This window comes from Xanthomonas bonasiae (assembly GCF_017163705.1).
In the GTDB taxonomy this organism is placed as follows: domain Bacteria; phylum Pseudomonadota; class Gammaproteobacteria; order Xanthomonadales; family Xanthomonadaceae; genus Xanthomonas_A; species Xanthomonas_A bonasiae.
Genome location: NZ_JAFIWB010000011.1, coordinates 17,072 through 36,798, shown reverse-complemented (window position 1 = coordinate 36,798; position 19,727 = coordinate 17,072). Strand labels below are relative to the sequence as shown.

General features: G+C 69.2%; 16 protein-coding genes and 1 pseudogene. 13 read left to right on the top strand and 4 right to left on the bottom strand.

The features are described from left to right. Positions 1–99: 99 nt before the first annotated feature. The 7 genes from JR064_RS11555 (at position 100) to JR064_RS11525 (ending at position 9,137) form a co-directional block, all read left to right on the top strand. Positions 100–1,410: a M20 family metallopeptidase gene (locus tag JR064_RS11555; RefSeq protein WP_179567780.1), complete on the top strand. Its 1,311-nt coding sequence runs from the start codon at positions 100–102 to the stop codon at positions 1,408–1,410. A gap of 200 nt (positions 1,411–1,610) precedes the next feature. Continuing rightward, the gene (gene queF, locus JR064_RS11550) at positions 1,611–2,429 is read left to right on the top strand and encodes an NADPH-dependent 7-cyano-7-deazaguanine reductase QueF (protein ID WP_206229819.1); all 819 of its coding nucleotides are present in this window, start codon (positions 1,611–1,613) and stop codon (positions 2,427–2,429) included. Between the two features lie 106 nt (positions 2,430–2,535). Further along, positions 2,536–2,829: a LysM peptidoglycan-binding domain-containing protein gene (locus tag JR064_RS11545; protein ID WP_206229818.1), complete on the top strand. Its 294-nt coding sequence runs from the start codon at positions 2,536–2,538 to the stop codon at positions 2,827–2,829. 51 nt (positions 2,830–2,880) lie between these two features. Then, positions 2,881–3,390 (top strand): hypothetical protein, encoded by a 510-nt coding sequence (locus JR064_RS11540; protein ID WP_058361222.1) that lies wholly within the window; start codon positions 2,881–2,883, stop codon positions 3,388–3,390. A 606-nt stretch (positions 3,391–3,996) separates the two neighbouring features. Further along, a complete protein-coding gene (locus JR064_RS11535) occupies positions 3,997–6,228 on the top strand; it encodes an NADP-dependent isocitrate dehydrogenase (RefSeq protein ID WP_206229817.1) in 2,232 nt (743 codons plus the stop codon). Positions 6,229–6,428: 200 nt separating this feature from the next. Next, positions 6,429–8,171 carry a bifunctional isocitrate dehydrogenase kinase/phosphatase gene (gene aceK, locus JR064_RS11530; protein WP_179567770.1) on the top strand — a complete coding sequence of 581 codons (1,743 nt, stop codon included), beginning with the start codon at positions 6,429–6,431 and terminating at the stop codon, positions 8,169–8,171. Between the two features lie 72 nt (positions 8,172–8,243). Further along, positions 8,244–9,137, top strand: a complete 894-nt coding sequence (locus tag JR064_RS11525; RefSeq protein ID WP_206229816.1) for an energy transducer TonB — start codon at positions 8,244–8,246, stop codon at positions 9,135–9,137. Positions 9,138–9,225: 88 nt separating this feature from the next. On the opposite strand, the pseudogene JR064_RS11520 reads toward JR064_RS11525, so the two are convergent. From JR064_RS11520 to trxA, 3 genes and pseudogenes are all read right to left on the bottom strand, one after another. After that, positions 9,226–9,977, bottom strand: a pseudogene (locus JR064_RS11520) (COG4705 family protein). 166 nt (positions 9,978–10,143) lie between these two features. Then, positions 10,144–11,985 (bottom strand): transcription termination factor Rho, encoded by a 1,842-nt coding sequence (gene rho / locus JR064_RS11515; protein ID WP_206229815.1) that lies wholly within the window; start codon positions 11,983–11,985, stop codon positions 10,144–10,146. 238 nt (positions 11,986–12,223) lie between these two features. Further along, entirely contained in the window at positions 12,224–12,565 is a 342-nt protein-coding gene (trxA, locus tag JR064_RS11510; RefSeq protein WP_003465432.1) for a thioredoxin TrxA, read from the bottom strand. Between the two features lie 201 nt (positions 12,566–12,766). On the opposite strand from trxA, the gene rhlB reads away from it, so the two are divergent. From rhlB to rpoH, 6 genes are all read left to right on the top strand, one after another. Next, positions 12,767–14,551 (top strand): ATP-dependent RNA helicase RhlB, encoded by a 1,785-nt coding sequence (gene rhlB / locus JR064_RS11505; protein WP_206229814.1) that lies wholly within the window; start codon positions 12,767–12,769, stop codon positions 14,549–14,551. Positions 14,552–14,624: 73 nt separating this feature from the next. Continuing rightward, the gene (gene ftsE / locus JR064_RS11500; protein WP_047324490.1) at positions 14,625–15,311 is read left to right on the top strand and encodes a cell division ATP-binding protein FtsE; all 687 of its coding nucleotides are present in this window, start codon (positions 14,625–14,627) and stop codon (positions 15,309–15,311) included. After that, complete coding sequence (gene ftsX / locus JR064_RS11495) at positions 15,308–16,255, top strand: permease-like cell division protein FtsX (protein WP_179567760.1); 948 nt, start codon at positions 15,308–15,310, stop codon at positions 16,253–16,255. Before ftsE ends, ftsX begins: the two co-directional genes overlap by 4 nt. Before the next feature lie 7 nt (positions 16,256–16,262). After that, the gene (locus tag JR064_RS11490; RefSeq protein WP_179567758.1) at positions 16,263–17,105 is read left to right on the top strand and encodes a response regulator; all 843 of its coding nucleotides are present in this window, start codon (positions 16,263–16,265) and stop codon (positions 17,103–17,105) included. A gap of 18 nt (positions 17,106–17,123) precedes the next feature. Next, positions 17,124–17,852, top strand: coding sequence for a uracil-DNA glycosylase (ung, locus tag JR064_RS11485; RefSeq protein WP_191825120.1), 729 nt, complete (start codon positions 17,124–17,126; stop codon positions 17,850–17,852). Positions 17,853–18,071: 219 nt separating this feature from the next. Beyond that, positions 18,072–18,950 (top strand): RNA polymerase sigma factor RpoH, encoded by an 879-nt coding sequence (gene rpoH, locus JR064_RS11480; protein WP_003469114.1) that lies wholly within the window; start codon positions 18,072–18,074, stop codon positions 18,948–18,950. A 128-nt stretch (positions 18,951–19,078) separates the two neighbouring features. Here rpoH and JR064_RS11475 read toward each other — a convergent pair whose 3' ends face one another. After that, positions 19,079–19,699, bottom strand: a complete 621-nt coding sequence (locus JR064_RS11475; RefSeq protein ID WP_191825121.1) for a trimeric intracellular cation channel family protein — start codon at positions 19,697–19,699, stop codon at positions 19,079–19,081. Between the last annotated feature and the right edge of the window lie 28 nt (positions 19,700–19,727).

Genomic DNA, 19,727 nt, shown 5'->3' with positions numbered 1-19,727 from the left:
AGGGTTTTTTCGCCGTGGCGGCGCGCCGGCCGGTGCCGGCGCGCCGCGAATGCAATACATTGACTGAACGCCATGCAAAGAACCGATTGGAGATTGCCCATGCCGCGCCTGTCCCGCCTGCTGTCCGCCCTGCTGCTCGCCGTCCCCGCGCTGGCCTGCGCCCAGTCCGCCGAACGCCCGGAAGTGGCGGCCGCCGCGGCCAAGCTGCAGGCCAAGGTGGTCGACTGGCGGCGCGATTTCCACCAGCACCCGGAGCTGTCCAACCGCGAGGAGCGCACCGCGGCCAAGGTCGCCGAGCGGCTGCGCGCGCTGGGCCTGAAGCCGCAGACCGGGATCGCCCACCACGGCGTGGTGGCGATCATCAAGGGCGCGCTGCCGGGGCCGAAGATCGCCCTGCGCGCGGACATGGACGCGCTGCCGGTGACCGAGCAGACCGGCCTGGCGTTCGCGTCCAAGGCCACCGGCGAGTACCGCGGCGAAACCGTCGGGGTCATGCACGCCTGCGGCCACGACGCCCACACCAGCATCCTGCTGGGCGTGGCCGAAGCGCTGGTGGCGATGCGCGCGCAGCTGCCGGGCGAGGTGATGCTGGTGTTCCAGCCTTCCGAGGAGGGCGCGCCGGGCAACGAGGAGGGCGGCGCCTCGCTGATGCTGAAGGAAGGCCTGTTCCGCGACTTCAAGCCCGACGCGATGTTCGGCCTGCACGTATTCTCCAGCGTGCAGGCGGGCAAGATCGCGGTGCGCGGCGGCCCGCTGATGGCCGCCTCGGACCGCTTCAGCATCAAGGTGATCGGCCGCCAGACCCACGGCTCGGCGCCGTGGAACGGGATCGACCCGATCGTGGCCAGCGCCGACCTGATCGGTGCGGCGCAGACCGTGGTCAGCCGCCGCGCCAACATTTCCAGGCAGCCGGCGGTGCTCAGCTTCGGCGCGATCAAGGGCGGCATCCGCTACAACATCATTCCCGACGACGTGGAGATGGTCGGCACCATCCGCACCTTCGACGAAGGCATGCGCCAGCAGATCTTCGCCGACCTGAAGACCGTCGCCGAGCACACCGCCGCCGCGCACGGCGCCAAGGCCGAGGCGCACGTGCCCGACCAGGACGGCAACCCGGCCACGGTCAACGACCCGGCGCTGACCGCGAAGATGCTGCCCAGCCTGCAGGCGGTGGTCGGCGCCGACAACGTCTACGAGCCGCCGTTGCAGATGGGCGCGGAGGACTTCTCGTTCTACGCCCAGCAGGTGCCGTCGATGTTCTTCTTCGTCGGCGCCACCGGCCCCGGCATCGACCCGGCGACCGCGCCGAGCAACCACTCGCCGCAGTTCCTGCTCGACGAATCGGCGCTGGACGTGGGCCTGCGCGCGCTGCTGCAGGTCTCGCTGGACTATCTGGGGATGAAGCGGTGATTGGGGATTGGGGATTGGGGATTCGTCAAAGCGGTTGCCCGGGGCGGAGATAGCGCCGCACTCCCCGGCACTTCCGGATCCGGATGAATTGGCCAAGCCGCAGCTCGCGCGGCGCGCTTTTGCCAATCCCGAATCCCGACTCCCCAATCCCGGCCCCCCATACACCTTCCAGCCAGTCCGCGCCCGCTAGACTGGCGCGCATGAACACCCCCCAGGATTCCAGTCTCGGCCGCGAGGTCGCGTATCCCTCGCAGTACGACCCCGCGCTGCTGTTCCCGATCCCCCGCGCCGGCGGCCGCGCCGAGATCGGCCTGGACGCCGCGCCGCTGCCGTTCTTCGGCCTCGACCGCTGGCATGCCTACGAACTGGGCTGGCTGGACGCGCAGGGCAAGCCCTGCGTGGCCACCGCCACCTTGCAGGTGCCGTGCACCTCGCCGCAGCTGATCGAATCCAAGTCGCTCAAGCTCTACCTCAACTCGCTCAACGCGATGCGCTTCAACAGCGCCGAAGCGGTGCGCGCCTGCATCGTCACCGACCTGTCGGCGCGCGCCGGCGCCGACGTGACCATGGAGTTCGGCCTGCCGCCGGTGGATCCGCTGGGCGACGGCGAGTCGCTGGATGTGCTGGACATCGCCATCGACTGCTATGGCCCGCCACGTCCGCAGTTCCTGCTCGCCGCGGCCGACGACATCGTCGAGGAGACGCTGAGCAGCGAACTGCTCAAGTCCAACTGCCCGGTCACCGGCCAGCCGGACTGGGCCACGCTGTGCGTGCGCTATCGCGGCGGCCGCATCGATCGCGAAGGCCTGTTGCGCTACCTGATCAGCTTCCGCGAGCATGCCGGCTTCCACGAACAGTGCGTCGAGCAGATCTTCCACGACCTGCTGACGCGTTGCCGCCCGCAGTCGCTGCAGGTCGAGGCGCGCTACACGCGCCGCGGCGGCCTGGACATCAATCCCTGGCGCGCCACGCCCGACGTGGCCGAGCCGATCGCCTTCCACCGCGACCCGCGCCAGTAGCGCGGGGGCTGAATCGGGCCAACGCCGTTCACGGCTGCGCGATCCGCTTTTAACAAATCCTGTGCAACCGTGGCGGCATCCCAATCCACGCACGGAGCCACATGCGATGAACAGCGACAAGCGCGCCGATTTTTCGGCAGTCACCGCCAAGGTGGACACCACCGCCGACGTCACGCCGAAGGCGGATTTCTCCGCAGTGCAGGCGCAGGTGGACACCACCGCCGAACAGGTGCAGCAGGTCTACGTGGTCAAGTCGGGCGATTCGTTGTCCCAGATCGCCAAGCTGCACTACGGCGACGGCAACGCCTGGACCCGCATCTTCGAAGCCAACCGCGACGTGCTCGACGATCCGGACAAGATCTATCCCGGGCAGACCTTGAAGCTGCCTGCCCGCGCCTGACGCGCCGAACCACGCGCGCGATCCGTCATTCCATCCAAGGAGCACCACCTCATGAAGATCCATTCGAAGACATTCACCTCTCCGCTGCTGCTGGCGCTGGTCGGCACGCTGGCCCTGGCCGGTTGCAAGAAGCAGGAGCAGAGCCAGACCGCCACGCCGGATCCGACCTCGTCGGCCCCGACCGAGGCGATGCCGGGTCCGGCAGAGACGGCGCCCGCCGCGGCCAACGCCGGCGCGGTCACTGTCGCCTCGGTGACCGTGGGCAACACCGCCGGCGCCGACAAGACGGTGGCGCCGCTGACCACGCTGAGCAGCAAGGACACCATCATCGTCTCGGTGAAGACCGAGGGTTCCTCCACCAACACCGCGATCGGCGCCAAGCTGCTGTTCCAGGACGGCCAGACCGCCGGCGAGCAGAGCGCGACGCTGACCACGGCCGGTGCGGAAACCACCAATGTCTCGTTCACCAACGCCAAGGGTTGGCCGGCCGGCAAGTACAAGGCCGAGGTCACCGTGAACGGCCAGCCGGCCGGGACGGCGCAGGAATTCGAAGTCAAGTGATGCGCATCGCGTCCCGCTAGGGACACCGCAGTCACGGATCGCGCCAGCCGACTCTCTCCCGGCCGGCGCGGCACGCTGGGCGCAGTCCCGAGACTGCGCCCTTTTTTATGGGCGAACGTGCGTGCCGGGACACGCAAGGCGCCTATCGCCGATGCGTGCATCGCGCGTGGCGCCGCGCAAGCCGCACCGCATGCGCCGGCTGCGACCATGCGCCGGCGCATGGCGGGCCCGCGTCGTTGCGCCACCAATGGCATCGGCATGCGCTGCAGCGTGTCCCATACGCATGCGCAGGGAAGGCGCGTCGCCTTGCGCCGCAAGCGATGACGGAATTTGTCCTGCGAGCCAACGCAAGCCATCGCCGCAGCGCCATGCCGCACGCAGCGCAAGCGCATGCGCCGGTGCGGCGGCGGTGATCTCCACCGTTCCATGCAAGCGCTTTCTCCGGCCCGCAGAAAACGCGACAATCGGCGTCCGTCATGCCATCGCCGTCGCAGGGTTCCCCTGCGTCGCAAGCGCTGCACTCCGCACGCCGTCCGCGCCGTGCCACCCGCAGTCTTGTTCGCGGCAACGTGTCCTTCCCGAATCGCAAGAGAGCCTACGTCACTCATGTCGAATACGCCCAAGATCCTGTACACGCTCACCGACGAAGCCCCGTACCTGGCGACGCAGTCGCTGTTGCCGATCGTCGCCGCCTTCGCCGGCACCGCCGGCATCGCCGTGGAAACCCGCGACATCTCGCTGGCCGGCCGCTTGATCTCGCAGTTCCCCGAATACCTGCGCGAGGATCAGCGCATCGCCGACGACCTGGCCGAGCTGGGCCAGCTGGCGACCACGCCGGAAGCCAACATCATCAAGCTGCCCAACATCAGCGCCTCGGTGCCGCAGCTCAAGGCCGCGATCAAGGAACTGCAGCAGCAGGGCTACGCGCTGCCGGATTACCTGGACGAGCCGCAGGACGACAAGCAGAAAGAGGCCAAGGCGCGCTACGACCGGGTCAAGGGCAGCGCGGTCAATCCGGTGCTGCGCGAAGGCAATTCCGATCGCCGCGCGCCGCTGTCGGTGAAGAACTACGCGCGCAAGCACCCGCACCGCATGGGCGCGTGGAGCGCCGACTCCAAGTCGCACGTGGCGCACATGGACGCCGGCGATTTCTACGGCAGCGAGCGCTCGGTACTGATCGAGCAGGCCGGCAGCGTCAAAATCGAACTGGTCGGCAAGGACGGCGCGGTGACCGTGCTGAAGGAAAAGACCGCCGTGCAGGCCGGCGAGATCATCGACGCGGCAGTGATGAGCAAGCGCGCGCTGGCCAGCTTCGTGCAGGCGCAGATCGCCGATGCCAAGCAGCAGGGCGTGCTGTTCTCGCTGCACCTGAAGGCGACGATGATGAAGGTCTCCGACCCGATCATGTTCGGCGTGGTGGTCGGCGCGTTCTACCAGGACGTGCTGGACAAGCATGCCGAGGCGCTGAAGCAGGTCGGCTTCGATCCGAACAACGGCATCGGCGACCTGTATGCGCGCATCGCCACCCTGCCGGACGCGCAGCGCGCGCAGATCGAAGCCGATCTGCAGGCGGTGTACGCGCAGCGCCCGGCGCTGGCGATGGTCAATTCCGACAAGGGCATCACCAACCTGCACGTGCCCAGCGACGTGATCGTCGATGCGTCGATGCCGGCGATGATCCGCGACTCCGGCAAGATGTGGAACGCCGAGGGCAAGCTGCAGGACACCAAGGCGCTGATCCCGGACCGCTGCTACGCCGGCGTGTACCAGGCGGTGATCGAGGACTGCAAGCGGCATGGCGCGTTCGATCCGGCGACGATGGGCAGCGTGCCCAATGTCGGCCTGATGGCGCAGAAGGCCGAGGAGTACGGTTCGCACGACAAGACCTTCCAGATCGCCGCCGACGGCGTGGTGCGGGTCAGCGATGCCGGCGGCAAGCTGCTGCTCGAGCATGCGGTCGAAGCCGGCGACATCTGGCGCATGTGCCAGGTCAAGGACGCGCCGATCCAGGATTGGGTCAAGCTGGCGGTCAGCCGCGCACGGCTGAGCGAGACCCCGGCCGTGTTCTGGCTGGATCCGCAGCGCGCGCACGATGCGCTGATGATCCAGAAGGTGGAGCGCTATCTGCAGGACCACGACACCAAGGGCCTGGACATCCGCATCCTGTCGCCGGTGGAAGCGACCGCGTTCTCGCTGCAGCGCATCCGCAAGGGCGAGGACACCATCTCGGTCACCGGCAACGTGCTGCGCGACTACCTCACCGACCTGTTCCCGATCATGGAGCTGGGCACCAGCGCCAAGATGCTGTCGATCGTGCCGCTGATGGCCGGCGGCGGCCTGTTCGAGACCGGTGCCGGCGGTTCGGCGCCCAAGCACGTGCAGCAGTTCGTCGAAGAGAACTACCTGCGCTGGGATTCGCTGGGCGAGTTCCTGGCCCTGGCGGCGTCGCTGGAGCATTTGGGCCAGCGCGAAGGCAGCGCGAGCATCGGCATGCTGGCGCGGACCCTGGACCAGGCCAACGGCCAGTTCCTGGACAACGACAAGTCGCCCTCGCGCAAGGTCGGCGAACTCGACAACCGCGGCAGCCATTTCTACCTGGCCCTGTACTGGGCGCAGGCGCTGGCCGCGCAGGACGAGGACGCGGCGCTGAAGGCGCGCTTCGCACCGCTGGCCAAGCAGTTGGCCGAGCACGAGGCCGCCATCGTCGCCGAACTCAACGGCGTGCAGGGCAAGCCGGTCGACATCCAGGGCTACTACCGCCCGAACCTGGCCCTGGTCAGCGAAGCGATGCGGCCGAGCGCGACGTTCAACGCCGCGCTGGCGACGCTGACGGCGTAGTAGTCAGCTAGCGAGACCGTCAACCGAACCTGGCCGGCGCGCATGTGTCGGCCGGGTTTTTTTGTGCGCGTGCCGCCCGACTGCGCCGTCGCCTCAGCGCAATGGCGACAGCGCGGCCATCGTGCGGCGCAACAGCGCGCGCGATGGTTCTCGTCTGTCGCACGCGCGTGCGCCGCCGCGCACGCGGGTAGACTGCGGCCATGACCGACACGCCCGCGCCGCCGATGCCCGCCGAACCCCGCGCCGACGCCGTGGCGCGCAGCATCCGCGACGCCTTCGAGGACTACCACGCGCGCTTCGCGCAGATCAGCCGCCGCGCCCGCCGCCGCTTCGAGAGCCGCGACTGGAACGCCGCGCGCAACGACGCGGTCGAGCGCATCGCGCTGTACGACCAGTGCATCGACGAGTGCATGCTGCGCCTGCGCACGCTGTTGCTCGGCCAGACCCACGACCGCACGCTGTGGGCGCAGGTGCGCGACAGCTTCGCCGCGCAACTGCACGGGCTGATCGACCAGGAGCTGTACAAGACTTTCTACAACACCCTGACCCGGCGCTTCTTCCGTACCCAGGGCGTGGATGCGCGGATCGAGTTCGTGGCGTTGGACATCGAACCCACCGACGCGATCACCCATCCGGTGGCGCGGCACAACTACGTGGTCTCCGAGACGCGGCCGGTGGATGCGTTCGTGCGCGTGCTCGGCGACTACCCGTTCGACGTGCCGTACGCGCACCGCACGCGCTGCGCCGCGGCCATCGCGGTGCGCCTGCAGGACGACCTGGCGCACTGGGGCGAGCAACCGGTGCGCGGCATCGAACTGCTGGAGACGGTGTTCTACCGCGAGCGCCGCGCCTACCTGGTCGGCCGCGTGTTCGGCGAACACCGCTTCTCGCCGTGCGTGATCGCGCTGGTCAACGACGCCGACGGCCTGCGCGCCGAGGCGGTGCTGACCAGGCGCAACGACGTGGCGCAGCTGTTCGGCATCTCGCGCAGCTATTTCCAGGCCGACCTGGCCACCGTCGGCGACGCGGTGGTGTTCCTGCGCAGCCTGCTGCCGCACAAGCCGATCGACGAGCTGTACACCATGCTCGGCCGCGCCAAGCAGGGCAAGACCGAGCGCTTCCGCACCTTCTTCCGCCACTTCCAGGCCCAGCCCAACGAGCAACTGGTGCACGCCGACGGCACGCCGGGCATGGTCATGGCGGTGTTCACCCTGCCCAGCTACCCGCTGGTGTTCAAGCTGATCCGCGACCGCTTCGCCTACCCGAAGACGATGAGCCGCGAGCAGGTCGAGGACAAGTACGCGCTGGTGTTCAACCTGGACCGGGTCGGCCGCCTGCTCGACGCGCAGCCCTACCGTTCGCTGCGCTTCCCGCGCGCGCGCTTCGCGCCGGCGCTGCTCGCCGAACTGCTGCAAGGTTGCGCGCGCAGCCTGCGCGAGGATGGCGACGATCTGATCTTCGAGCTGTGCTACGTGCAGCGGCGGCTGCGCCCGCTGAACCTGTACCTGCGCGAGCAGACCGCCGAGGCGGCGCGCGAGGCGGCGCTGGACTATGCGCAGGCGATCAAGGACATGGCGCGCAACAACATCTTCCCCGGCGACATGCTGCTGAAGAACTTCGGCGTGTCGCGGCAAGGGCGCGCCGTGTTCTACGACTACGACGAACTGTGCCTGGTCACCGATTGCACCTTCCGCGACTGGCCGCAGCCGCGCAACGACGAGGAAGCCATGTCCGCCGAACCCTGGTTCCACGTCGCCGCGCGCGACGTGTTCCCGGAGCGCTTCGCGCTGTTCATGGGGTTGCCTGCCGCGTCGCTGGAGGCGGTCAAGCGCGCGCACGGCGAACTGTTCGACCCGCAATGGTGGCGCGAGCTGCAGGCGCGGCTGCGCGAGGACGACTATCCGGACGCGCCGCCGTATCCGGAATCGCTGCGCCTGGCCTGACCTGCCGGCCTGACTTGTCTGTGTCAGCCGGCTGCGTTGTAATCGGCGCCTCATCCATGCAAGGACAGCGCGATGCACAGCAAGTCAGGAATCTCGATGTGGCGTTGGGGCAGTCTGCTGTTGGCGTTGTTCGCCGCCACCGCGTTCGCCGCCGGCGCCGGGCCTGGCGCGGTGCGCAAGCAGGTCGAAAACAGCCTGCTGGTGACCGGCAAGATCGACATCGAGCCCGACGGCGCGGTCTCGGCGCTGGCGATCGATCGGGAAGACAGGTTGCCCGAGGGCGTGATCCGCTTCGTGCGCGATTCGGTGAAACAGTGGAAATTCGAGCCGGCGCTGCGCGACGGCAAGCCGGTGCCGGCGCGCGCGCCGATGACGCTGCGCATCGTGGCCAAGCGCCAGCAGGGCGACAGCTATCAGGTGGAGATCCGCCATGCCAGCTTCGCCGCCTACGATCCCAAGGATCCGCGCGCGGTGACGTCGCTGAAGATGGCGCCGCCGTCCTATCCGGAAGCCGCGTACCGGGTGGGCGCGTCGGGCTCGGCGTACCTGGTGCTCAAGGTGGCGCGCGACGGCAGCGTCGCCGATGCCGCGGTCGAGCAGGTCAATCTGCGCATCGTCGGCTCGGAGAGCGAGATGAAGAAGCTGCGCGAGATCTTCGCCCAGAGCGCACTGGCGGCGGCGCGCAAGTGGACGTTCCGCCCGCCGACCGAAGGCGAGGACGTGTCGAAGCCGTACTGGGCGGTGCGCGTTCCGGTCAACTATTCGCTGCGCGACCAGCCCAACGAAGGCATGGACAGCAGCTACGGGCATTGGATCAGCTATGTCCCCGGTCCGCGCGCGCGAGCGCCCTGGGACACCGGCAAGGACGCGTCGGGTTTCTCGCCCGACACGCTGTCGGCCGGCGGCGTGTACATGGTCGACAACAACGGCCCGCGCCTGCTGACGCCGCTGCAGCAGGGCAGTTGAGCGCCAGCGGGCGGCGCTCCCGGCACCGCTGTCCGCTTGCGCTGGAAGATGCCCCGCGTCGCGGGGCGTTTTCCCGCAGCGCCGAGAGCTACCTGGTGGTCGCAGCGATCGCGCGATGGCGAGTGCTGGCATACAGCACCGCGACCAGGATCGCTGCCAGCACCAGCGAGGCGCCGGCGGTACCCAGATCCAAGCCGCCCCTGGCGGCCGGCTTGGTCAGCAGGTCGCCGAGCGTGGCGCCGAACGGTCGGGTCAGCACGAAGGCGGCCCAGACAGCGCCACGCGGTCGATGCGGGTGAACGCGCCGGCCAGAGCGATCGCAGCCAGCGTCGCCCCGATCAGCGATGCGCCGCCGAGGAAGCCCAGCCCCGAGTCGTCGGCAAGGTAATCGCCCAGCGCGGTGCCGAGGGTGTTGGAGAACAGGATCGCCACCCAATAGAAGACTTCCGCGGGGCCGCCATCGATCCGCTCGACCGACAGGCTGCGTTCGCTCAGCCACCACGCGCCGAGGGTCAATGCCAGGCCGCCGCTCAGGAGCAGCGCGCCCCGCGCATAGCCCAGCCCCAGGCTGCGATCCATGTAGTCCGACACGGTGGTGCCGGCGGTGCTGGTGGTCAGGATCACCCACCAGTACAGCCACGGGCGGAAACGGCGCGCGCGCAACTGCGCCCACAGCGACAGCGCGAACACGCCGAGCAACACGGCGCTGCTGAGCGCATAGCCGACCTCCCACGTCATCGACAGCAGGTCGCCAGCGGTCTCGCCGAGCGTGGTGGCGCAGATCTTCATCGCCCAGAACGCCAGGGTGACCGGTGCGACTTTGGCGACAGTGGACTGCATGGGGCGGCACGCCGGATCGGGACCGGGCCAGCATCGCCAGCGGCATGTCGAAAACCGGTCGGATCGCGCGATGCCGGAGCGCCGCGGCCGCGGCTCGCGCAGATGGCCCCGCACAAACGCAGACGCCCCGCCGAAGCGGGGCGTCCAGGTCGCGCCGGCGCTGGACTCAGCGCTTCATCGAACCGAAGAACTCGTCGTTGGACTTGGTGTTCTTCATCTTGTCCAGCAGGAATTCCATCGCCGCGATCTCGTCCATCGGATGCAGCAGCTTGCGCAGGATCCAGATCTTCTGCAGCAGCTCAGGCTCGATCAGCAGGTCTTCGCGGCGGGTGCCGGAACGGTTGATGTCGATCGCCGGGTACACGCGCTTCTCGGCGATACGGCGGTTCAGGTGCACTTCGCTGTTGCCGGTGCCCTTGAACTCTTCGTAGATCACCTCGTCCATCTTGCTGCCGGTTTCCACCAGCGCCGTGGCGATGATGGTCAGCGAGCCGCCTTCCTCGACGTTGCGCGCCGCGCCGAAGAAACGCTTCGGGCGGTGCAGGGCATTGGCGTCCACGCCGCCGCTGAGCACCTTGCCGGAGGACGGCACCACGTTGTTGTAGGCGCGGGCCAGGCGGGTGATCGAGTCGAGCAGGATCACCACGTCCTTCTTGTGTTCGACCAGGCGCTTGGCACGCTCGATCACCATCTCGGCGACCTGCACGTGGCGCGCGGCCGGTTCGTCGAAGGTGGAGGAGATGACCTCGCCGCGCACGGTGCGCTGCATTTCGGTCACTTCTTCCGGCCGCTCGTCGATCAGCAGCACGATCATGTGCACGTCGGGATGGTTGGTGGTGATCGCCGTGGCCACCTGCTGCATCAGCATGGTCTTGCCGGCCTTGGGCGGGGACACGATCAGCGCGCGCTGGCCCTTGCCCTGCGGCGCCATCAGATCGAGGATGCGCCCGGAAATGTCTTCCGAGGAACCGTTGCCGCGTTCCAGGGTGAAGCGCTTGCGCGGGAACAGCGCGGTCAGGTTCTCGAACAGGACCTTGTTCTTGCTCGCTTCCAGCGGCTCGCCGTTGATCGTGTCGACGATCGACAGCGCGAAGTAGCGTTCGCCGTCCTTCGGGAAGCGGATGCGGCCGGACAGGTGGTCGCCGGTGCGCAGGTTGAAGCGGCGGATCTGGCTGGGCGAGATGTAGGTGTCGTCCGGGCCGGCCAGGTAGCTGGCCTCGGCCGCGCGCAGGAAGCCGAAGCCGTCCGGCAGGATTTCCAGCACGCCGTCGGCGGCGACGCCTTCGCCGTGGCGGGTCAGCACCTTCAGCAGCGCGAAGATCACGTCCTGCTTGCGCGCGCGGGCCACGCCGTCCTGGATGTTGAGCTGCTCGGCGATGTCCAGCAGCTTCTGCGCCGGCATCCGCTTCAGGTCGCTCAGCGAGTAGATCGGGAAGCCTTCCGGCACGTTGGCGTGCGGGCGCGGCACGAACACTTCGTTGGCGCCGTTGTCGTTGGGCAGGCCGTTGTCCGGAAAGCGACCGCCGCCGCCGCCACCGCCGCCGCCACCGCCACCGTTGCGATCGCGATCGCGATCGCGGCGATTGCGGAAGCGGTCGCGGCGATTGCCCTGCTGGTTGTTCTGGTTGTTCTGGTTCTGCGGATTCTGGTTGTTGAAGCGCGGGTTGCCGCCTTCGCGCGGCTCGCCGCCGTCGTTCTGGTTGCCGCCGCCCTGGCCCTGGGCATCGCCGCCGGAGGCGGGAGCGGGCTGGGACTGGGGCTGGGACTGCTGCGACGGGGCCTGCGCGTGTTCCTGCGGCGCGGCACGCTCCTGGCGTTCCTGCGGCGCCGGACGCGGCGCGTCGGCCTGGGCCGGCGCCGGGTTCAGCGGCAGGTTCGGCTGCGCCGGCGCGCCGTGCTCGGCTCCGCCGTCAGCGCCGGCAACGGCCTTGCTGACACGCGGCTTGCGCGCGCGCTTCTCGGCGGGGGCGTCGACGCTCCCGGGTTCGGTGGTGGTGTTATCGGACAAGTGGTGATTCCTCGCTATGAGTGCGAGCGCCCAGCGTGGGGGCAAACGGGTTGGGAAGGGGTCTAGAAGAGAATCTTCCAGAGGGGGTGCGGTGCGCGAATGCCACCGGATGCGCCGACACTATCATCGCCACGCAACCACGGCAAGCAGGCGTTACCGGGCGATTCAGCCGGCCGGCAGCGTCGCTGCAGGCCGGTATCACAGCGGCCGCTCCGATCCGGAACGGCCGGCGACAGACTCAGGCCGCGGCGCCGCCCAGGGTCTTGTCGATCATCTGGGTCAGCTGGCCCTTGCCGACCGCGCCGATCTGGGTGGCCTGGACCTTGCCGTCCTTGAACAGCAGCAGCATCGGGATCGAGCGCACGTGGTACTTGATCGCGGTGGCGCGGTTCTCGTCCACGTTGACCTTGGCCACCTTGAGCTTGCCGTCGTAGGTGTCGGCCAGGTCGTCCAGCACCGGGGCGATCATCTTGCACGGGCCGCACCATTCCGCCCAGAAGTCCACCAGGACCGGCTCGCCGGATTGCAGCACGGCGGTATCGAAATCGGCGTCGCCGACGTGTAGGACCTTATCGCTCACTAGGGGTATCTCCTGGGCCAATGCGACCGGCCGGACCGGGTGGCCGCCGCATTGCGGTAAACTGGGGCATTGCGCGGCGAAATCAAGGGATTCCCCCTGTCGCGCGACCCGGCATGGAAGTAGCCAGTGTGCGACGCTGCCGGGGCCGATGCAAGCCGCGACCTTACGCTTCGGGCGGGGTGGCCTGACGAAGATGGAATGATGAGCGACAAACCGCTGACCGATGTGACTTTTTCCGCGTTCGAGCTGCAACCGGCGCTGCTGGCCGGCCTCGAAGGCGCCGGCTTCACCCGCTGCACGCCGATCCAGGCGCTGACCCTGCCGGTGGCCCTGCCGGGCCGCGACGTGGCCGGCCAGGCCCAGACCGGCACCGGCAAGACCCTGGCGTTCCTGGTGACGGTGATGAACCGCCTGCTCAGCCGCCCGGCGCTGGCCGACCGCAAGCCCGAGGATCCGCGCGCGCTGATCCTGGCCCCGACCCGCGAACTGGCGATCCAGATCCACAAGGACGCGGTCAAGTTCGGCGCCGACCTGGGCCTGCGCTTCGCGCTGGTCTACGGCGGCGTGGACTACGACAAGCAGCGCGAACTGCTGCAGCAGGGCGTGGACGTGATCATCGCCACCCCGGGGCGGCTGATCGACTACGTCAAGCAGCACAAAGTGGTGTCGCTGCACGCCTGCGAGATCTGCGTGCTCGACGAAGCCGACCGCATGTTCGACCTGGGCTTCATCAAGGACATCCGCTTCCTGCTGCGGCGCATGCCCGAGCGCGGCACCCGGCAGACCCTGCTGTTCTCGGCCACGCTCAGCCACCGCGTGCTGGAGCTGGCCTACGAGCACATGAACGAGCCGGAAAAGCTCGTGGTCGAGACCGAGAGCATCACCGCCGCACGCGTGCGCCAGCGCATCTACTTCCCCTCCGACGAGGAGAAGCTGACCCTGCTGCTGGGCCTGCTGTCGCGCAGCGAGGGCGCGCGCACCATGGTGTTCGTCAACACCAAGGCCTTCGTCGAGCGCGTGGCGCGTTCGCTGGAGCGCAACGGCTACCGGGTCGGCGTGCTGTCCGGCGACGTGCCGCAGAAGAAGCGCGAGACCCTGCTCAACCGCTTCCAGAAGGGCCAGCTGGAGATCCTGGTCGCCACCGACGTGGCCGCGCGCGGCCTGCACATCGACGGCGTCAAGTACGTCTACAACTACGACCTGCCGTTCGACGCGGAAGACTACGTGCACCGCATCGGCCGCACCGCGCGGCTGGGCGAGGAAGGCGACGCGATCAGCTTCGCCTGCGAGCGCTACGCGATGAGCCTGCCGGACATCGAGGCCTACATCGAGCAGAAGATCCCGGTCGAGCCGGTCACCGCCGAACTGCTGGTGGCGCTGCCGCGCACCCCGCGCGCGGTGGTCGAAGGCGAAGCGGCCGAGGTCGACCCGGATGCCGACGAGAGCATCGGCGACATCTTCCGCGAGGCGCGCGCGCAGCGCGAGGCCGACGAGCAGCGGCGCGGCGGCGGCAGCAGCCGCGGCAAGCCCGGCGGCGGCCGCAGCGGTCCTGGCGGTGCCGGCGGCCGCGGCGAAGCGCGCGGTGCCGACGGCAAGCCGCGGCGCCCGCGTACCCCGCGCCCGGCCGACGCCGCGGCAGCGCCCGCAGCCGTTGCGGAAGCGCCGGCTGCGGGCGCCACCGAGGCGGCCGCAGTGGTCGCGGCGCCCACGCCCAAGCCTGCCCGCCCCGCCGTCGACGGCGCGCCTGCGGCGGACGGCGAGCGCGCCCCACGCAAGCGCCGGCGTCGTCGCGGCGGCCGTCCGCTGGAAGGCGCCGAGAGTGCGGCGACTGCTGCCACCGTCGCGACCGGCGACGCGCCGGCCAAGCCGGTCCAGGTCAGGGCCGCGCGCCAGGGCGAGCGCGCCGCCGCGCCGGCCGCCGCGGCGAACGATTCGTTCCTGACCCGCCTCGGCCGCAAGCTGCGTTCGCTGGTCTCCAGCTCCTGATGAACCGGTCCTCCACCGTTCGCGGCGCGCGCACGGTGGACGAAAACCCGGGCCGCTCCGGCATAATCGCCGGATGAGCGTTCTGCGGTTCGACAATGTCAGCAAACAGTACGCCGGTGGCCACGAGGCGCTGGTGGACGTCAGCTTCCAGGTGGAGGAGGGCGAGATGCTGTTCGTCACCGGCCATTCCGGGGCGGGCAAGAGCACCTTGCTCAAGTTGATCCACCTCAGCGAGCGCCCGTCGCGCGGTGCGGTGCTGTTCGGCGAGCGCAACCTGCTGAAGGTGCGCGGGCGGCGCGTGCCGCTGCACCGGCGCGAGGTCGGCGTCGTGTACCAGGACCACCGCCTGCTGATGGACCGCAGCATCGCCGAGAACGTGGCGCTGCCGCTGATCCTGCGCGGCACCCGCCGCGCCGAGATCGGCAAGCGCGTGCGTTCGGTGCTGGAGCGGATGGGCCTGGGCCATCGCGAGAAGGCGCTGCCGTCGCAGCTGTCGGCCGGCGAGCAGCAGCGCGTCGGCATCGCCCGGGCGATGGTCGCCGAACCGCGCCTGCTGGTCGCCGACGAGCCCACCGGCAACCTCGACCCGACCCTGGCCGCCGAGATCATGCAGCTGTTCGCCGAATTGCCGGCGCGCGGCACCAGCGTGCTGGTGGTCAGCCACGACCTGGCGTTGCTCAAGCAGATGCGCAAGCGCGTGCTGATCCTCGACCACGGCCGCCTGGCCGACGACATCTCCCCGCAGGACCTGGCCGAATGAGCGCACGCAATGCCGGCGGCGCCGCCGCGCCCTCGCGCCTGGGCGTGTGGTGGGACCACCACCTGCACAGCATCGTCTACAGCCTCGGCCGGGCCATGCGCAAGCCGTGGGCGACGCTGCTGACGATGGCGGTGATGGCCCTGGCCCTGGCGTTGCCGCTGGGGCTGTCGATCGCGCTGGACAACCTCAAGCAGTTCGCCGGCAGCGTGCAGCAGTCGCGCGACATCAACGTGTTCCTGAAGACCGACATCGATGCCGCCGCGGCCAACGCGCTGGCCGCGACCCTGCGCGGCCGCGCCGACGTCGCCGCGGTGGCGCTGCGCACGCCCGAGCAGGGCATGGCCGAGCTGCGCGACAGCGCCGGGCTCGGCGAGGCGCTGGACGCGCTCGACGACAACCCGCTGCCGACGCTGCTGATCGTCACCCCGGCCGCGGCCGACGACGCGCAGCTGGCGGCCTCGCTGAGCGCGCTGCCGCAGGCCGACCTGGTCCAGCACGACGCGTTGTGGCGCAAGCGCCTGGACGGCTGGCTGCGCTTCGGCGAGCGCCTGGTGCAGGTGCTGTCGGTGCTGCTCGGCGCTGGCGCGGCCTTGGTGGTCGGCAACACCGTGCGCCTGGACATCCAGTCGCGACGCGAGGAAATCGGCGTGCTGCAGTTGCTCGGCGCCAGCGACGGTTTCATCCGCCGCCCGTTCCTGTACCTGGGCGCCTGGTACGGCTTCGGCGCCGGGGTACTGGCGCTGGGTCTGATCGCCGCTTCCGGGCTGGCGCTGGGGCCGCCGCTGGCGGAACTGGCCGACAGCTACGGCAGCCATTTCGCGCTGCACGGGCTGGACGCCTTGCACTCGGCGTTCGTGCTGCTCGGCACCCTGCTGCTGGGCTGGCTCGGCGCTTGGCTGGTGACCGGCCACTTCCTGCGCCAGACGCGTCCCACCGATACCTGAGGCGCGCATGTCCCGGCACGAGCTCAAGCACCTGATCAGCGACGCCCCGCGGGTGATGGTCGTGGACGGCTCCAAGCTGGTGCGCAAGCTGATCGCCGACGTGCTGCACCGCGAGCTGCCGGATGTGGAAGTGGTCGGCTGCGCCAGCATCGCCGAGGCGCGCGCCGCGCTGGAGGCCGGCCCGGTGAACCTGGTCACCACCTCGCTGGCGCTGCCCGACGGCGACGGCCTGGCCCTGGCGCGCAGCGTGCGCGAGGCCGCCGGCCAGGCCTACGTGCCGGTGATCGTGGTCTCCGGCGATGCGCAGCAGCACCTGGTCGAACGCCGCTTCACCGAATACGTCACCGACTACTTCGACAAGGCGCTGGGCCACGAGGCGCTGGCGACCTTCATCCGCGGCTACGTGCAACCGCAGCCGGTGGTCGGCGCCACCATCCTCTATGTCGAGGACAGCCGCGTGGTGGCCGAGGCGACCAAGCGCATGCTCGAGCGGCAGGAGTTGCACGTGGTGCACGTGCTGACCGCCGAGGACGCGTTCGCGCTGCTCACCGCCGAATCGCTGGGCCGCACCACCCGCCGCATCGACCTGGTGCTGACCGACGTCACCCTGAAGGGCGAACTCAACGGCCGCGACGTGGTGCAGCGCATCCGCATCGACTTCGCCTACGGCAAGCGGCGCATGCCGGTGCTGGTGATGACCGGCGACAGCAATCCGCACAACCAGTCCGAACTGCTGCGCGCCGGCGCCAACGATCTGGTGCAGAAGCCGATCGAGGAGCGCCTGCTGGTCACCAAGGTGCTGTTCCAGCTGCGCCTGGCCAAGCTCAACGACACTGCCGTGACCTTCTGACCGATCTGCCGAACCTGCATGAGTAGCGAAGACGACACCCGGATCCAACTGGAACCCTCGTGGAAGGCGCGGGTCGGCGACTGGCTGCTGCGCCCGGAGATGCGCGAACTGGCCGCGTTCCTGCGCCAGCGCAAGGCCGCCGGCGCACGCGTGTTCCCGCCCGGGCGGCAGATCTTCGCCGCGTTCGACGCGACCCCGTTCGACCAGGTCGAGGTGGTGATCCTCGGCCAGGATCCGTACCACGGCTACGGCCAGGCGCATGGGCTGTGCTTCTCGGTGCTGCCCGGGGTGCCGGTGCCGCCGTCGCTGCTGAACATCTACAAGGAGATCGAGGACGACCTGGGCATCCGCCGTCCCGATCACGGCTGCCTGTTGCCGTGGGCGCAGCGCGGCGTGCTGCTGCTCAACGCGGTGCTGACGGTCGAGGAAGGCCGCGCCGGCGCGCACCAGGGCAAGGGCTGGGAGGGCTTCACCGACCACGTCGTGGAGACCTTGAACCGCGAGCGCGAAGGCCTGGTGTTCCTGCTGTGGGGCAGCTATGCCCAGGCCAAGGGCAAGGTCATCGACACCCGCCGCCATCGCGTGCTGAAGGCGCCGCATCCCTCGCCGCTGTCGGCGCACCGCGGCTTCCTGGGCTGCAAGCATTTCTCCGCGGCCAACGAGTACCTGCGGCGCCGCGGCGCCACGCCGATCGACTGGAGCCTGCCGCCGCGCGCGGCGCTGGACCCGGCCTTGGCCGGCGGCTGAACCGTGGTTCGACGGCGTCGCCCGGAGCGCGCCGCGTGTACGCAAATTTCGCAGCCCGGGTGCTAGTTTTGGTGCTCGTAACCGGTTACGCCTGTCTTTTCCAGCGTTCCAGTGGCTTCTGTCACAGTCCGTTTCCTGATTCGAATGTTCCATAAACGGAACGCAGGAACTTTTTACTGTACCCAGCAGTCTAGTTAGTTGACTGCTAAGATGAGCCCTATGAGCCAGACCATACCTGCCACCGCGCTGGTGGCCAACAACCTCCCGATCCCCAGTCCGCTCGGTTCGCTGGATGCCTATATCGGCGCCGTGCACCAGATCCCGGTGCTGACGTCCGAAGAGGAACGCGCGCTGGCGGTGCGCTACCGCGACCAGGAAGACCTGGATGCGGCGCGCGAACTGGTGCACTCCCATCTGCGCTTCGTGGTCCACGTCGCCCGCGGCTACAACGGCTACGGCCTGCCGCTGGGCGACCTGATCCAGGAAGGCAACATCGGCCTGATGAAGGCGGTCAAGCGCTTCGACCCGGAAATGGGCGTGCGCCTGGTCAGCTTCGCGGTGCACTGGATCCGTGCCGAGATGCACGAGTACATCCTGAAGAACTGGCGCATCGTCAAGGTCGCCACGACCAAGGCGCAGCGCAAGCTGTTCTTCAACCTGCGCAAGTCCAAGACCCGCCTGGGCTGGATGAACGCGGCGGAAGTGACCGCGGTCGCCAAGGACCTCAACGTGTCCGAGCGCGAGGTGCTGGAGATGGAGTCGCGCCTGTCCGGCCGCGACATCGGCTTCGATGCGCCGTCCGACGACGACGACGACCATGCGCCGCCGTCGCCGGCCGCCTACCTGATGGCCGCCGAGGAAGATCCCTCGCAGGCCTACGAGCGCGCCGACAGCGAGGACAACCAGCTGCAGCTGCTGCGCGAAGGCCTGGCCGAACTGGATGCGCGTTCGCGCGACATCATCAAGCGCCGCTGGCTGGATGCCGACAGCAAGATCACGCTGCAGGAGCTGGCCGACGAGTACGGCGTGTCCGCCGAGCGCATCCGCCAGATCGAAGCCAACGCGCTGAAGAAGATGAAGGCGTTGTTCGTTGCGTAAGTGTGGCGCCCACGCGGGCGATCGATCAGCGAAGCAAAAAAGGCCCGGTTTTCCGGGCCTTTTTCGTTGCGCCAACGCGAGCGAAGACCGGCGCTGCCGAGCCGCATTGCGGCCGCCCGGGTTGCGGGTTACGGCTCCGGCGGCGGCCGCGCCACCGGCAGGTGCCAGCCATAGCGGATCGCCATGAAGCGCAGGCCGAAGCACAGCGTGGCGCCGATCGCCAATCCCCACGGCTGCGGCAGGTGCAGCGCGTGCGCCGCGGCGACCACGCCGCCGCCGAGCAAGGCCGCCACCGCGTACAGCTCGGCCTGCAGCACCACCGGCGTGCGCGCCACCAGCAGGTCGCGGACGATGCCGCCGCCGATGCCGCTGAGCATGCCGAGCAGGGTCGCGCTGAGCGGACCCAGGCCGAACGCCAGCGCCTTGCTGGTGCCGTACACCGCGAACAGCGCCAGGCCGAGCGCGTCGAAGATCTGCACCGGGTTGCGCAGGCGCTCGACCGTGTTGTGGCTGTAGAAAGTCAGCAACCCGGCCAGGCAGGCGACGCCGAGGTAGCGCGCGTCGCCGAGCGCAGCCGGCGGGGTGGCGCCGATCAGCACGTCGCGGGCGATGCCGCCGGAGACCGCGGCCGCGCACGACAGCACCAGCACGCCGAACAGGTCCAGGCGGTGGCGCACGCCGACGGTGGCGCCGCTGATCGCGAACACGAAGGTGCCGAGCAGGTCGAGCAGGAACAGAAAGGTCGCCAAGACGGCACTGCGCAGCGGCAAAGGGCGG

Coding starts and splice junctions, on each gene's coding strand:
- ung (WP_191825120.1), top strand. CDS start 17,124: ATGAGTAGCGAAGACGACACCCGGATCCAACTGGAACCCTCGTGGAAG.
- JR064_RS11525 (WP_206229816.1), top strand. CDS start 8,244: ATGCACAGCAAGTCAGGAATCTCGATGTGGCGTTGGGGCAGTCTGCTG.
- aceK (WP_179567770.1), top strand. CDS start 6,429: ATGACCGACACGCCCGCGCCGCCGATGCCCGCCGAACCCCGCGCCGAC.
- JR064_RS11490 (WP_179567758.1), top strand. CDS start 16,263: ATGTCCCGGCACGAGCTCAAGCACCTGATCAGCGACGCCCCGCGGGTG.
- ftsX (WP_179567760.1), top strand. CDS start 15,308: ATGAGCGCACGCAATGCCGGCGGCGCCGCCGCGCCCTCGCGCCTGGGC.
- JR064_RS11535 (WP_206229817.1), top strand. CDS start 3,997: ATGTCGAATACGCCCAAGATCCTGTACACGCTCACCGACGAAGCCCCG.
- rpoH (WP_003469114.1), top strand. CDS start 18,072: ATGAGCCAGACCATACCTGCCACCGCGCTGGTGGCCAACAACCTCCCG.
- ftsE (WP_047324490.1), top strand. CDS start 14,625: ATGAGCGTTCTGCGGTTCGACAATGTCAGCAAACAGTACGCCGGTGGC.
- rhlB (WP_206229814.1), top strand. CDS start 12,767: ATGAGCGACAAACCGCTGACCGATGTGACTTTTTCCGCGTTCGAGCTG.
- JR064_RS11545 (WP_206229818.1), top strand. CDS start 2,536: ATGAACAGCGACAAGCGCGCCGATTTTTCGGCAGTCACCGCCAAGGTG.
- JR064_RS11540 (WP_058361222.1), top strand. CDS start 2,881: ATGAAGATCCATTCGAAGACATTCACCTCTCCGCTGCTGCTGGCGCTG.
- JR064_RS11555 (WP_179567780.1), top strand. CDS start 100: ATGCCGCGCCTGTCCCGCCTGCTGTCCGCCCTGCTGCTCGCCGTCCCC.
- queF (WP_206229819.1), top strand. CDS start 1,611: ATGAACACCCCCCAGGATTCCAGTCTCGGCCGCGAGGTCGCGTATCCC.